Raw genomic sequence first — 12,277 nt, forward strand, 5'->3', positions numbered from 1 at the left:
CGCAAAAACTCGCTCAGATTTTGTACAGCAAAGTTATTTTCATAATTTATTATCTGACTTTTTTCTCCTCAGTATTTCCGTAATGGGGGAATTCTCTTTGCCTGTAGGGATAATAGGATCATCGCCTGGTATAATAGCACACACCGACAAAAAATCATTTTTCAATATATCACTGGCGTTACAGATGATAATACTTTCCCGATTCATTTTGATTGCTAATTCCGTATAGACGAATGGTTCTGCTGTTCTATCTTGCATATAGGCAGGGCACAAAAAGAATTCCTGATATTTTTCAAATTCGCTCTCGAACATTTTCAGATTTGTATCACTGGATGGTTGCATTGTGTGGAGCCGCACAGGTAAAGAAGCAATAAACAAATCCTCTCCAGAATCGCTCGAAAAGCTATTTGGCCCAATAGCAACACGATACCAATTTGGATGCTTGCGGTCAATGCCCTTAATGATGCGAATCCCAAGCTGATTATTAATATTATGATCGCCCATTAGTTTGCGCCAATCTTCCCAAATTGCTTTGCCATGGCCTGTTTCGAAGATAAAAGAAAGTACAGGAGGTACGCAATATCCTTTATATGCCATAAACATAACACCCTTCCATTGTGCTTGGTTCCAGGCAGGGATATTTATGATTGAGGAAGTGTACATGTTGGCATTGCTTATTTTGGCAAAATCTGCGTCGGGAGGTATGTCAAAAACCACATTCTTTGGCAGTACCACAGGTTCTGCAGCTTCTTGCCTTGGAGCGCTTGTTATCGGAGATTTTCGGGTTCTTATCATCTCCAGACAAGGATAATCATGTACTAACGCGGGATAATAGAAAGTTTCTTTTCCGAGAACTTCCATATCAAAAAATATGCTATTTGCAAAAACTCCTGAGCGCTCAAATGCGGCATCATTTCGAACCATTTTCTCTATTTTCGCCAATTCAGAAGGAACCGGAAACATAATAGAAATGACTTCAGCTAACAAACTGTTCATGAAATCTGAGAAAAGGTCTTGTTCATGAACAATATTTTGAGAATCATAATCTCTGAAAGCAACCTCAATGCTTGAAGGCTTTTCGGCGGAATGTAAAATCCGAACCAATTCTTGAGTCGAGTTGTCGTAGCGGAGATTGATTTCTATCTCTCCGTGTAGAGAAATAAGCTTATTAGGCAACCCTGATCCAAGGAAGCTTTCGATGGTGGCAAGTATAGTCGCTGCAAACTCAAATTCTCCATGATTATAAGGGGTAGAAAAATTCACATTAAAGGAGCATCCAAGTACTTTAGAGTGAAGTGAACAGGTGTCTTCAAAGCCATACCAAGGGGCATTGACCATTTGCTTCAATGCCGGTTGATCTTTCCACTTCCCAATTACATCATCAAATACTTCAGTACTGCCGCCTAATTCGGCAAGCATTTCCTCATCGTAGTGTCCAAGTTCATATTTCATCGCAGCCCTTGAAAAAATCAAACCCTGCTCGTCCAAAAAGGCCGGAAATTCCCCAAGTCTTTTTGCTGTTTCGTATGGTGTGCGAAGTAATTGAAGCGCCAACACATAATCAAAACTATCGCCCTTATCAGCGTTTGAGCGAATCTCGCCAGGGTATATGTGTTCAGCGATAAGTGAAAACCTGTGAAATACAATTGCGTTAAGAACATGCCCGAGCCTTAATTCAAGGTTTTTCAGAGAATATGCACTCATGAAAAGTACAGGTGAGACATCGCCATATTTGAAGTACTGATTTAAGTAGAGAATAAAATCATAGTAATAAAAATTCCTGGCAGCCCAATACAGGCCGATGCTTTGGAAAATGTCTGCCATATCCAAAATCACAAAAGACAGAAGTTCTTTGCTTTCTTCGTTGTAGAGCTTACTCAACGTGCGGCTGAAATAAATCAATGCCTCGTATGGCTTCTCATCTTTTAACTTGCGACCACGGTTCATAAGAAGTTTAGCGGCCTCGATATTTCTCTTCTGCTCGCTCATGATATCGACGGAACGCTCAAACATCTCGGGAAAGCGCTTGGTATTTTCGAATACAGGAAACTCTTGGATAGCACGACAAAGAGGGCGAATATCCAAATCAAGATGCCCAGAACTTGCCTCCAAAATCAGGATGATATCATCAGCTATTGTATCTGGATCATCCCCCAGGAAGAAGCGCATTAATTGAAATGCAGCCTTAGCTTCAATAGCGGTATTTGGCTTAGAAGGGTCACTCGTATAGCGAGCATACTCGTTTTTTAGAATCTGAGTATGTTCATCTATAGAAAATGTGTTGTCGCTCAAGGACAGTGAAAACAAATTAATCCAAAGAGTGATTAGATCGATAAAAAGATGTACATTTTGACTTTCCACCACAAGTTTTTCATAATCTTTATAAAAACGATAGTAGTGGTTTTTATCCTCATACCACCAATATACAGTCCAGGCTGCATCGCGTACAGCATTGGCGTGGTCAATGGTACTCCCCTTTTCTGCTGAAAGACTAATGCTGCGATCAATAAGCCCTAATAGCTGATGCAAAGGATATTCAAGTTCTCTTGCTAAAATAACATTTCTTTGTGCAAGAAACACGAGTTCTGACTGCTTGGTTTGCTGGGAAACAAGTTTTTGTTCATTTTCTTCAAATTCTTGTTTCCGCTTTAAATCCTGCGATCCTATTCTTACCTCATCGCGAAAGCTGTCAGAGAAGCCAAAAACAGATATTGCCATATCAATGTTTTGATGTGAGGAAAAGACCTTATCGAGGATCCAACTCCGGTCTAAAATCCGGATATCCACACCGTGCAAGTTTCGCAATTCATCTTCTGCTTGTGCTCTTTTCTTGTCTGGGACATACTGGTTGGACATAAAGAAAACCTTAGTGTATCCGCGCCCCTCTTGTTGATTTACTGAGACAATTTTGGCAACATCGGATTTCACCTTTGACTTCCAGTCCTTTTTTGCGCTTATAGCGAACGCCCATCGTTCTGAAGCGGCGGCGTTTCCGAAGTACCATCGATCCGATATTTCTTTTGAAACAGGATATGTTTCGCTGTCAACCTTGCTATCACCGCCTCCGGTTGGGCCGGTTTGTGGTAATAGATTTGGACATACTTCTGATTCAGCAAGTTTTCTGCAAAATTCCTCAAAGGCTTTCTCGAGATTCTTACTTGTAAGAGATTCAAGGTAATAATCGAACATATCTCGGTCTAAGTTTCCCTTTTTTACTAATATTGAATCCGAGAATTGTTCAGGATGTGTCTTTTTGTAGAATTCATTCTGACGTCCCATTTGAATCCCTCACTGTTCGGACATTATTTTGAATGCATTACAGATAAAATAAGCCGCATGGGAATACACCCACACGGCTGCCTTGGTGGCGCAAAGGCTCACCGTAGAACTATTATAGTGGATAAGGCTGGAAAACTCAAGAATTTGTCGTATCCACAACGAGAAAACAGCAGTCACGCCAATTAGGGATGGGTTAGGGATTTGGCGGTTTCGGCAACTATCCTCGCTCATGCTCCCGCCGCTTTTCTGCCCCTTGAACCACTGCTGAACAGCAATTGTCCGATCCTTAAAAACAAAATAAAAAACGCAGAAAAACCGCCTTTTCAGGCGGTTTTTCTGCGAAAGGTGGTCGGAGTGCGGGGACTCGAACCCCGGGCCTCCTGCTCCCAAAGCAGGCGCGCTACCAACTGCGCAACACCCCGATATGAAGTTGTGGGACTGCTGGGCGGTTTCTCCCAAAGCAAGCGCGCTACCAACTGCGCTACACCCGGATATGAAGTTTTCCAATTGTGGTCAAACATGTGGTCAACGCCGATTTTTGACCAGTTACCGGCGACGGGGAAAGTGCTGTCAGCCCAACTGTCCCAAGGCTTTCCGGGTTTTCCAAGGCCTGTGGCTCGAACCCGAGCCTCACGCTCCCAAAGCAGGCGCGCTACCAACTGCGCTACACCCCGATATGGAGTTATTTAGAGGAATAAGCACTGCAACGTGAATAAGATTATAATATATTTAATCGGGGATTGCAAGAGGGCAATTGGATATGATATGATGGCATTTACGAGGTGAACGTGAGATGCGAATGAGAAAAAAGCCGAATCTGGTACCGCGGATGGAGCGCTGCGCCCGGGTATTGATTAAGGATCCGGAAAGCCACCGGGGCCATTGGAAAGAGCTGATGCCGGAGGCAAAAGCGGTCCACATCGAGCTGGGATGTGGAAAGGGCAGATTTACGGCCGAAACCGCAGCGCAGATGCCGGATACTCTGCTGATTGCGGTAGAGCGGGTGCCGGACGCTATGGTAATTGCGATGGAGCGGGTGTGCGCGCAGGAGCTGCAAAATGTGTTTTTCATAGACGGGGATGCGGCAAAACTTCCCGCTTATTTTGCTCCGGGCGAAGTGGAGCGGATCTATATTAACTTCTGCGACCCGTGGCCGGGCAGCCGCCATGCCAAGCGGCGCCTGACACATCCCAACTTTCTGAACCTATACCGGCAGGTATTGACGGAAGGCGGGGCGATCCATTTTAAGACCGACAACCGGGATCTGTTTGAGTGGTCTCTGCTGCAGTTTCCCCAGGCGAGTTTTTCGCTGGAGGCGGTCACCCGGGACTTGCATGCCAATGGGATTTGCGGTGTGATGACCGATTATGAGGAAAAATTCCACAATCTGGGCACGCCTATTAACCGGTGCGAGGCAACCATGGAGCCGGAGAAAACGGAAGAATAAAAATCTGCTCCCATTTCTAAAAATGGGAGCAGATTTTTTGTTACAGCCGGGCGACAACCAGATACATCAGCATAAAGTGGAAAAAGGAACCCAGCAGAATAAACAGATGGAAAATTTCATGGCAGCCAAAGCGGGGATTGTACCGGCCGGGCCACTTGACGGCATAGAGCACGCCACCGATAGTGTAGAGAATACCGCCGCCCAGCACCCAGAAGAAGCCGTCGGAAGGCAGGCAGCGCATCAAGGGCAGAATCGCCGCCAGAGCCAGCCAACCCATAAAGATATAGATGCCGGAGGTAACCCAGCGGGGCGATGTGATCCAGAAAAGGGTCAGTACCAGCCCGGCCAGAGCCAGCCCCCAGATTACGCCGAAGAGTCCCCAGCCCCAGGCTCCATACTCCCGCAGAACCACCAGGCACACGGGGGTGTAGGTGCCGGCGATCAGGAAATAAATGGAGGCGTGGTCGTATTTGCGCAGAGCGATCCGTCCCTTTACGCTGACGTTGCGGCAGTGATACAGCGTACTGGCGGTATACAATCCCACCATGCTCAAGCCATAGATCAGGAAGGAGACCACGTGCCAAACGCTCAGTCCGAGCAGGGCACAGCGCACCAGCAGCAGGACTGTGCCCACCGCGGCCAGCACCGCGCCGGCGCCGTGGGTAATGGCAGACCAAGGACGCAGCCCGTCATAGGGATCCCGGTCTTTCTCCCGCACCTTGCGGCGGACGGGGAGCGGGCGGGGGAGAGAGATAGATTGATAGGGAATTGCACGTTCGGAATTCATAAGATCACCTTACCTTGACTGTAGTATAGCACAGATTGCATAATAAAATCAATAACATATTGAAATATAATTTTGAAAATTATATTCAAATCTTGTGACGGATTTCGGTGCGGATACCGTCAGTCTGCCCCAAAGGGCAGAAAAAAACCGCTTTGCCGGAGTTTCATACTCCGGCAAAGCGGTTTTTTGTTCATTATCCTCGATAGGGGCGATAGCCGCTGCGCCAGCTGCCTCTGCGCCGTTTCCGGGTGACGATGCGGTAAATCAGGAGGACAACCAGCAGGATCACCACCAGCAGAACCGCCAGGGCGATACCGCCGATGAGATTGAGGCCCTTCAGCAGACTGATGGGATTCCAGGAGCGCTCCTCCACCTTGCGCCCTTCCGGAGCGGAGTACCGGGCGTCTACCGTACCCATGGACTGGAGGTAGGAGGCCAGAGCGTACCACTCCTTGACCTCGCTTCCGTCCGGGTTGTAGATGATGTGATCCTCAAAGTTTGTGATGACATTGCCATTTGCATCCTTTGGCGTAATGGTGAGGATGCCAAAGGACTGGCTGTTTACCGTGCCCAGCATCTGCCCGGAGTAGAGGCCGGTGACCACCCGGTACAGCTTGTCATTTTCCAGGGGGACGGTGGTACCGGCCGGCAGGACCTGGGCACAGCTGTTCACCTTATTGAAGATGATCCGATGGGGATTCCAGGTCCAGGTCATGCCGGAGCCATAGAGCTGGGCGGCGGACATGATGGGGGTGACGGAGGCGTCCACCTCAAAGGCGTCCTTCAGCTCCTTGCCGGTGATCCAAACGGAGATCAGGGGATAGCCCGGCGTGCCGTCGGCCCCGGAACCCAGGGAGGAGACGTTGAAGGCGTCCGAGGTGGTGATCTCTCCGGCGGCAAAGGAGCCCCGGATCACGCCGGAGGCCACCACCGCGAAATCCACCGGTACGTAGTTCTCCCCCTCGGCCTGCTGTACGGCGTAGATATAGGAGTCGGCGATGAGATTGCCCAGGGTATCCTCCCGCTGCTCGGTGGCAAACTGGCTGATGGGGGTAAAGGAAAACTCGGTAGTGGCCAGCACCTGGTTAAACTTCAGCCCGTACTGGGCCAGATATTCGCTTTCCACCAGGGGCTGAAACCGGTTTGTCAGCTGCTCCATGCCGGGATCAGCGGCCACCGTTTCATCCACCGGAATGAGCCTGTAGTCCTGGATGGTCTTTTGGCCGTCCTCCGACCAGGAGAGGGTGAGCGAGCCCAGGTAGCTGGTGTATTCGCCGGCGGAGACGATCAGCGTGTCGCCCACCTGAAGGGGTTCTTCCAAAACTGTGTGGGTATGGCCGGAAATAATCAGGTCAATGCCGTCCACAGCCTTGGCCAGCTCATAATCCTCCCCCTTGCCCTTGCCGTCGGTGCCGCTGTGGGAGAGGCAGATGATCAGAGAGGGGTTGGAGCTCTGTTCCAGTTCGGCCTGGATGGCGGCCACGGTGCGCTGGGCCGCCTCGACGGTGGGTTCAAACTCCATGCCGGACATGGGGGCGTTGCTGTCCGCCTCCTCGCCCATCAGGCCAAAGATGCCGTAGCTGATCCCGCCCCGCTCCAGAATAATATAGTCCTGGATGCCGTAGCGCTCCCAGGCCTCCCAAGAGTCGGTATCCGATTCAGGGGGCTTATAATTGGCCTGGACGATGGCGGGCAGGGGAGAGCCGCTGTCCACCGCGGCGTTGAGCATGTCGGCCAGCCCCTGAGCCCGGTAGTCAAACTCATGGTTGCCCAGGGTGGTGACGTCGTATCCCATGGCGCCCAAAGCCTGCAGCTCAGGAGCATGGGTGGCGTAAATGGTTTGGAACAGGCTGCCCATGGAAAAATCGCCGGCATCCAGGGTGAGGGCGTCGGGGTGAGCCTCCCGCTCCTGCTTCAGCAGCGTGGCCAGACGGGTATAGCCGCCATATTCGCCGCCCTCTTCATCCGGCATGGGCAGAAAGTGGTCGTGGGTGTCGTGGGTAAAGAGTATGGTGCTCTCATAGACTGGTGACGTGGACGCGGCGGAGGCCGTCAGGGGAAGACCGGCGGCCAGCAGGCAGAGCGCAAGGCAAAGCGCAGATAATCTGTTCCACATAGAATGGCGCATTTGATTCCCTCCTCGTCTCTAGTTTGCCATATTTGCACGAAAAAAGAAAGACCTAACCGGACAGATTTTATCAACAGCGGAAAATAACATGGCGGAAGGAGGATTTCTCCTTGACAGTGAGCTTTCACTCTGCTATACTATCCGAGTAAAAAGAAAGCAGGAACGGTACCCCCGTCCTCACCTCCAGCCCAGGGCAAAGAGGTTAATCCGGTTATGTGCGCGTCCCCAAGGAGGCGCGGACTGGTTGTGTGATGCGGGTACCGGAACGGTAGCCGTATTTTTTACGCCTTTATGCAATGTGAAACGGAGGTGCTTTCGTATCAGCAAGCAGGGTCATCAGATCAACGAGGAGATCCGCGACAAGGAAGTCCGCTTGGTCTCAGATACGGGAGAGCAGCTTGGGATCATGTCCGCCCGGGAGGCGCTGGAGCGCGCCATCGAGCAGAACCTGGACCTGGTGAAGATTTCTCCCACCGCCAATCCTCCCGTGTGCAAGCTCATGGACTATGGCAAGTACAAGTTTGAGCAGACCAAGCGGGAGAAGGAAGCGCGGAAAAATCAGCACGTGGTGGAGATCAAGGAAGTCCGCATGTCTCCGAGCATCGACGTGAACGACTTCAATGTGAAGCTCCGCAACGCCCAGAAATTCCTGGCCGAGGGCAACCGGGTCAAAGTCACGGTCCGTTTCCGGGGCCGTGAGATGGCCCATACCGACATCGGCAAGGATCTGCTGCTGAAGTTTGCGGAGCAGTGCAGCGAGGTGGCCGCGTTGGATAAGGACCCCAAGCTGGACGGACGGCATATGTCCATTTTCCTCTCTCCCAAGGTTGCCAAGGAAGGGAAAAAATCCTGAAAGAGTCCCACAGACTCGAATTGAACAGAAAAGGAGTAAACCACCATGCCTAAACTGAAGACGCATTCCGGTGCGAAGAAGAGATTCAGCCTGACCAAGTCCGGCAAGGTCAAGCGCGCCCACGCTTTCAAGTCTCACCTGCTCAACGGCCACGGCAAGGACACCAAGCGCAAGAGAGGCCTCCGCGCCGGCGCTTACGCGGACAAGACCAACGAGCCCGCCATCAAGCGCTTGATCCCCTACAAATAAGATAAGAACAATTTTACCTTAATATAGGAGGCTTTTTACAATGGCTAGAGTGAAAGGCGCGATGATGACGCGCAAGAGAAGAAATAAGATCCTCAAGCTGGCCAAGGGCTATTGGGGCGCCAAGAGCAAGCACTTCAAGATGGCCAACGAGCAGGTCATGAAGTCCCTGACCTACGCTTACACCGGCCGTCGGCTGAAGAAGCGTGATTTCCGTCAGCTGTGGATCACCCGTATCTCCGCTGCCTGCAAGAGCAACGGGATGAACTACTCCACCTTCATGAACGGCCTGAAGAAGGCTGGCGTGGCCATCAACCGCAAGATGCTGGCCGAGCTGGCTGTCAACGACAAGGCCGCCTTTACCGCCCTGACCGAGATGGCCAAGGCCCAGCTGGCCTGAAAAAGGTAAAAAAAGAACGTCTGTCCCAGGACAGACGTTCTTTTTTGTTGCCTGCAGAATAGCGGCTATGCGTCTCCGCCGCTGCTCTCGGCGCCTGAGCCGCCGGATGCCCCACCGTCTGACGACATTTCGGAGGACCCTTCACAGTCGGGAGAAGCCGATACGCTGTCGGTTTCTCCTGATGCGTACTCAGCCGCCTGGGTATGCTCCTGCTTTTCTTTTGGAATCGCGCTGTCCCATTTCTTGGGGTCCTCTTTTGGCCTTCGTGCAGCCATAGCCAACAGATAAGCCCGCATGTCGTGCTTCATCAAATAGCGTAAGTCCTTCAATGGAACACGATCCCCGGCCCGTATTCTCGCGGCAATCTTGCTGCAGGCTTTCATGGTCTTCATCGCTTTCCGCATACTCTCCAAGGCCTGGGCTTCCGGAGAATTTTTGGCGTTTTCATTTGCCTGCTCAATCGCTCTGAGCCTGTTCTGCATTTGAACGACTGCAAGCACTTGCTTGGACAGTGTTACCTGATCGCTGTTTGCGCGGCCTGCCAAGGGGGATGAAACTCCGGCTTTCTTTCCGCCAGCTCCCGAAGTGCGGTAGCCGGAAAACAAACCGCCGGCCGCATTGATTTTCATTACCTTCACCTCCCGATATTATTTCAATGTCCGCAATTTACAGTGCTTTTTTCAGCATTACAAACGAAGTGACAGAAAAGGAAAGAGCCTTTTATAGTATTATTCGACAAAAATCTGAAAAAGCTTAGCGTGCGGAAGAATAAATTCGGAAAAAGAAGGGAGCCTAAGGGTTTTCCTTAGACTCCCATGTACATTTTGTGGGACAAATGGCCCCTTTTGGATGTAAGGCCATCAGAACTACTTTTCCGCCAGGAGCTTGTTCAGCTCCGCCATAAAGGTGCTGATATCCTTGAACTGCCGATAAACGGAGGCAAAGCGGACATAGGCGACCTCATCGACGCTTTTCAGCCGGTCCATCACCAACTCGCCGATTTTGGCGGAGGGAATTTCCCGGTCCATATCGTTCTGCAGGCTCTGCTCGATCTCGTTGGCAATGGCCTCCAGGGTGCTGAAGGCGACGGGCCGCTTTTCACAGGCCCGGATCATGCCGTTGAGCAGCTTGCTCTTATCAAAGCTCTGCCGGCTGCCGTCTTTTTTGATGACCATAAGCGGCAGGCTCTCCATCGTCTCGTAGGTGGTAAACCGTTTATGGCAGGCCAGGCACTCCCTCCGACGGCGGATGCTGGCTCCCTCGTCAGAGGGGCGGGAGTCAACGACCTTGCTTTCCAGGTGGGCACAATAAGGACATCTCATGGAGGATCTCCTTCCCTATGTGGATTTGTTGAAATTATACCATAGAAGCAGGCCGGATGGTATCCCCATACAAAAATTTTTCCGTATAATTCCTGCTTGCCTGGGCACACTGAGAGCGGCGAAAGCGAGGTGAGCGCAATGCAGAACCAGGGCAATGGGCAGAATATGAAGTCCAGAAACCAGAATCCCAATCCTCAGACCGAGCCTCAGGCCGGCCAGAACCAGCATAAGAAGAAAAATCAGGGCCAGGAAAAGAACCAGCAGACCGAACGGTTCTGAACCAATGGCAAGGGTCAAAGCATTGCTTTGGCCCTTTGTCATTTTCAAAAGAAGAGGGACCTGAAATGATTGACAAGGGCAGGGAAATATAGTAATATAATATTCGCGCTTGATTTTGTACAGGATATGCTGGAATAGCTCAGTCGGTAGAGCAGCTGATTCGTAATCAGCAGGTCGTTGGTTGTGGCTAAGGGTGGTAAATTAGGAAGGGCCGATTTTTGGCCGAGGAACAAACAGAGTACGGTGAGGAGCCGGGATCTCATAGAGGTATGCTGGAATAGCTCAGTCGGTAGAGCAGCTGATTCGTAATCAGCAGGTCGCGTGTTCAAGTCACGTTTCCAGCTCCAAAATGCTCCTTATCGAGGGATAAGGAGCATTTTTATGTACAAAAACGAAGAAAAGGATTATACTGTATCCATGGAAAATGCTGAGGCATCTGTCCGCATGGAGGGATATACTGTTACCCCTAAAATGCGGGAACAGTGTAAGCGTGTGCTGCGGGGCGAGGCCACAATGGAGGAATGCCTGAAGCGTTTTCTGAAGTCCCGACAGAAGGATGATTCATTATGGCATACAGTTTAGAGCCTGTTTCCCAGGACTGTTATCCTGGCACCACGGTGCTGGTCAATAAGCTGAATATTCGGGATGAGGCTACGCTGAATGAGGCGGAGGCCCTTATCACCTACATTAACGCCTCCAAGCTGGAGTATTGCCCGCTGGAAGGCGTTTTTGATTTTACCCATTACAAGGCGATTCACCATTTTCTCTTTTCTGAGTTGTATGATTGGGCAGGACAAGTCCGTAAAGTGAATATTAGTAAAAAGGCAACTTGTTTCTGCCGGCCAGAGAGAATTGAAACCCAAGCGCAGCTGATTTTCCAGCGACTGAAAGAGCGAGACTGTTTTAAAGGACTCTCCCATCATGACTTTGTGGATGAAATCGTGGATTTTTACTGTGTCACAAATATGCTGCATCCTTTCCGGGAGGGCAATGGCCGCACGCAAAGAGCCTTCCTGGCACAACTGATTCGCAATGCTGGATATGATATCAACTGGGCCGAGGTAGATGGTGATTTGCTGATGATTGCCACCATTCAAGCGGCACAGGGAGTAACGGATCTGCTTCGGAGTGTATTTCAAGAAAGTGTACGAGAGGGGGTATTTTGATCATTAACGCTGGATATGATGGTATTTCTGTGGTATTGTGTCTTGCTGCAAGGAGGCGAGGCATATGAACGAAACTCTGAGATTGCTGTACGATAGATTTTATACCCCTCTGCCCATGGTGAAATCCGAACAGGAAGTGGAAACCTGCCACCGGCAGCTTATTGAGCGGTTGGACAAGCCGGAGCGGAAGTTGGTTTTGCGGATCATCGACGCCCAGAACCTGATTGCGGAGGAACGCTCGATAGATAGCTTTATCTGCGGCTTTCGTCTGGCGTGGGAAATGGCAAACGAACTGAATTATGATAAAGAGAACAGGTATCCGTTGTCAGCTGAAGAAGCTGAGACGGATGCCTGTTCTATGCTATAGAAT

At 50.4% G+C, this 12,277-nt stretch carries 13 protein-coding genes and 3 tRNA genes; 10 read left to right on the top strand and 6 right to left on the bottom strand.

The window, feature by feature from the left end; all coding sequences use genetic code 11:
- Positions 1 to 39 precede the first annotated feature (39 nt).
- Both B5F88_RS03070 and B5F88_RS03075 read right to left on the bottom strand, forming a co-directional pair.
- Complete coding sequence (locus B5F88_RS03070) at positions 40 to 3,279, bottom strand: hypothetical protein (RefSeq protein ID WP_087341531.1); 3,240 nt, start codon at positions 3,277 to 3,279, stop codon at positions 40 to 42.
- Between the two features lie 346 nt (positions 3,280 to 3,625).
- Positions 3,626 to 3,701: transfer RNA gene (locus B5F88_RS03075), tRNA-Pro, on the bottom strand.
- A 371-nt stretch (positions 3,702 to 4,072) separates the two neighbouring features.
- Here B5F88_RS03075 and trmB point away from each other — a divergent pair.
- Positions 4,073 to 4,726 (top strand): tRNA (guanosine(46)-N7)-methyltransferase TrmB, encoded by a 654-nt coding sequence (gene trmB / locus B5F88_RS03080; protein ID WP_087341532.1) that lies wholly within the window; start codon positions 4,073 to 4,075, stop codon positions 4,724 to 4,726.
- A gap of 40 nt (positions 4,727 to 4,766) precedes the next feature.
- Here the strand turns inward: trmB and B5F88_RS03085 are convergent, their stop codons facing one another.
- Positions 4,767 to 5,513, bottom strand: coding sequence for a hemolysin III family protein (locus tag B5F88_RS03085; protein ID WP_087341534.1), 747 nt, complete (start codon positions 5,511 to 5,513; stop codon positions 4,767 to 4,769).
- Positions 5,514 to 5,706: 193 nt separating this feature from the next.
- The gene (locus B5F88_RS03090) at positions 5,707 to 7,641 is read right to left on the bottom strand and encodes a bifunctional UDP-sugar hydrolase/5'-nucleotidase (protein ID WP_087341536.1); all 1,935 of its coding nucleotides are present in this window, start codon (positions 7,639 to 7,641) and stop codon (positions 5,707 to 5,709) included.
- A 298-nt stretch (positions 7,642 to 7,939) separates the two neighbouring features.
- Between B5F88_RS03090 and infC the strand changes: the two genes are divergently transcribed.
- Genes infC through rplT form a run of 3 tightly spaced genes read left to right on the top strand, consistent with a single transcriptional unit; the run spans position 7,940 to position 9,140 of the window.
- Positions 7,940 to 8,494, top strand: a complete 555-nt coding sequence (infC, locus tag B5F88_RS03095; RefSeq protein ID WP_087341608.1) for a translation initiation factor IF-3 — start codon at positions 7,940 to 7,942, stop codon at positions 8,492 to 8,494.
- A gap of 45 nt (positions 8,495 to 8,539) precedes the next feature.
- A complete protein-coding gene (gene rpmI / locus B5F88_RS03100; RefSeq protein ID WP_087341538.1) occupies positions 8,540 to 8,743 on the top strand; it encodes a 50S ribosomal protein L35 in 204 nt (67 codons plus the stop codon).
- A 40-nt stretch (positions 8,744 to 8,783) separates the two neighbouring features.
- Positions 8,784 to 9,140 carry a 50S ribosomal protein L20 gene (gene rplT / locus B5F88_RS03105; RefSeq protein ID WP_087341539.1) on the top strand — a complete coding sequence of 119 codons (357 nt, stop codon included), beginning with the start codon at positions 8,784 to 8,786 and terminating at the stop codon, positions 9,138 to 9,140.
- A gap of 65 nt (positions 9,141 to 9,205) precedes the next feature.
- Here the strand turns inward: rplT and B5F88_RS03110 are convergent, their stop codons facing one another.
- Both B5F88_RS03110 and nrdR read right to left on the bottom strand, forming a co-directional pair.
- On the bottom strand, positions 9,206 to 9,769 hold the full coding sequence (locus B5F88_RS03110; RefSeq protein ID WP_087341541.1) for a hypothetical protein: 564 nt from the start codon (positions 9,767 to 9,769) through the stop codon (positions 9,206 to 9,208).
- A gap of 237 nt (positions 9,770 to 10,006) precedes the next feature.
- Positions 10,007 to 10,462, bottom strand: a complete 456-nt coding sequence (nrdR, locus tag B5F88_RS03115) for a transcriptional regulator NrdR (RefSeq protein ID WP_087341542.1) — start codon at positions 10,460 to 10,462, stop codon at positions 10,007 to 10,009.
- 138 nt (positions 10,463 to 10,600) lie between these two features.
- On the opposite strand from nrdR, the gene B5F88_RS20590 reads away from it, so the two are divergent.
- From B5F88_RS20590 to B5F88_RS03135, 6 genes are all read left to right on the top strand, one after another.
- The gene (locus B5F88_RS20590; protein WP_162612103.1) at positions 10,601 to 10,741 is read left to right on the top strand and encodes a hypothetical protein; all 141 of its coding nucleotides are present in this window, start codon (positions 10,601 to 10,603) and stop codon (positions 10,739 to 10,741) included.
- Between the two features lie 128 nt (positions 10,742 to 10,869).
- Positions 10,870 to 10,965: transfer RNA gene (locus B5F88_RS20595), tRNA-Thr, on the top strand.
- A 47-nt stretch (positions 10,966 to 11,012) separates the two neighbouring features.
- Positions 11,013 to 11,088, top strand: a tRNA-Thr gene (locus tag B5F88_RS03120).
- Positions 11,089 to 11,158: 70 nt separating this feature from the next.
- Positions 11,159 to 11,323, top strand: coding sequence for an antitoxin VbhA family protein (locus B5F88_RS21280; RefSeq protein ID WP_275532906.1), 165 nt, complete (start codon positions 11,159 to 11,161; stop codon positions 11,321 to 11,323).
- A complete protein-coding gene (locus B5F88_RS03130; RefSeq protein ID WP_087341546.1) occupies positions 11,308 to 11,907 on the top strand; it encodes a Fic family protein in 600 nt (199 codons plus the stop codon). The genes B5F88_RS21280 and B5F88_RS03130 overlap by 16 nt, the downstream gene beginning before the upstream one ends.
- A gap of 64 nt (positions 11,908 to 11,971) precedes the next feature.
- Positions 11,972 to 12,274 (top strand): DUF6809 family protein, encoded by a 303-nt coding sequence (locus B5F88_RS03135; RefSeq protein WP_087341548.1) that lies wholly within the window; start codon positions 11,972 to 11,974, stop codon positions 12,272 to 12,274.
- Positions 12,275 to 12,277: the final 3 nt, after the last annotated feature.

It is taken from the genome of Flavonifractor sp. An306, from assembly GCF_002159455.1.
Classification (GTDB): Bacteria; Bacillota; Clostridia; order Oscillospirales; family Oscillospiraceae; genus Flavonifractor.

What these genes read in the sequence shown, in the direction of transcription:
- B5F88_RS03070 (WP_087341531.1), bottom strand. Translation starts at nt 3,279, where the DNA reads ATGGGACGTCAGAATGAATTCTACAAAAAGACACATCCTGAACAATTC.
- trmB (WP_087341532.1), top strand. Translation starts at nt 4,073, where the DNA reads ATGCGAATGAGAAAAAAGCCGAATCTGGTACCGCGGATGGAGCGCTGC.
- B5F88_RS03085 (WP_087341534.1), bottom strand. Translation starts at nt 5,513, where the DNA reads ATGAATTCCGAACGTGCAATTCCCTATCAATCTATCTCTCTCCCCCGC.
- B5F88_RS03090 (WP_087341536.1), bottom strand. Translation starts at nt 7,641, where the DNA reads ATGCGCCATTCTATGTGGAACAGATTATCTGCGCTTTGCCTTGCGCTC.
- rpmI (WP_087341538.1), top strand. Translation starts at nt 8,540, where the DNA reads ATGCCTAAACTGAAGACGCATTCCGGTGCGAAGAAGAGATTCAGCCTG.
- rplT (WP_087341539.1), top strand. Translation starts at nt 8,784, where the DNA reads ATGGCTAGAGTGAAAGGCGCGATGATGACGCGCAAGAGAAGAAATAAG.
- B5F88_RS03110 (WP_087341541.1), bottom strand. Translation starts at nt 9,769, where the DNA reads ATGAAAATCAATGCGGCCGGCGGTTTGTTTTCCGGCTACCGCACTTCG.
- nrdR (WP_087341542.1), bottom strand. Translation starts at nt 10,462, where the DNA reads ATGAGATGTCCTTATTGTGCCCACCTGGAAAGCAAGGTCGTTGACTCC.
- B5F88_RS20590 (WP_162612103.1), top strand. Translation starts at nt 10,601, where the DNA reads ATGCAGAACCAGGGCAATGGGCAGAATATGAAGTCCAGAAACCAGAAT.
- B5F88_RS21280 (WP_275532906.1), top strand. Translation starts at nt 11,159, where the DNA reads ATGGAAAATGCTGAGGCATCTGTCCGCATGGAGGGATATACTGTTACC.
- B5F88_RS03130 (WP_087341546.1), top strand. Translation starts at nt 11,308, where the DNA reads ATGGCATACAGTTTAGAGCCTGTTTCCCAGGACTGTTATCCTGGCACC.
- B5F88_RS03135 (WP_087341548.1), top strand. Translation starts at nt 11,972, where the DNA reads ATGAACGAAACTCTGAGATTGCTGTACGATAGATTTTATACCCCTCTG.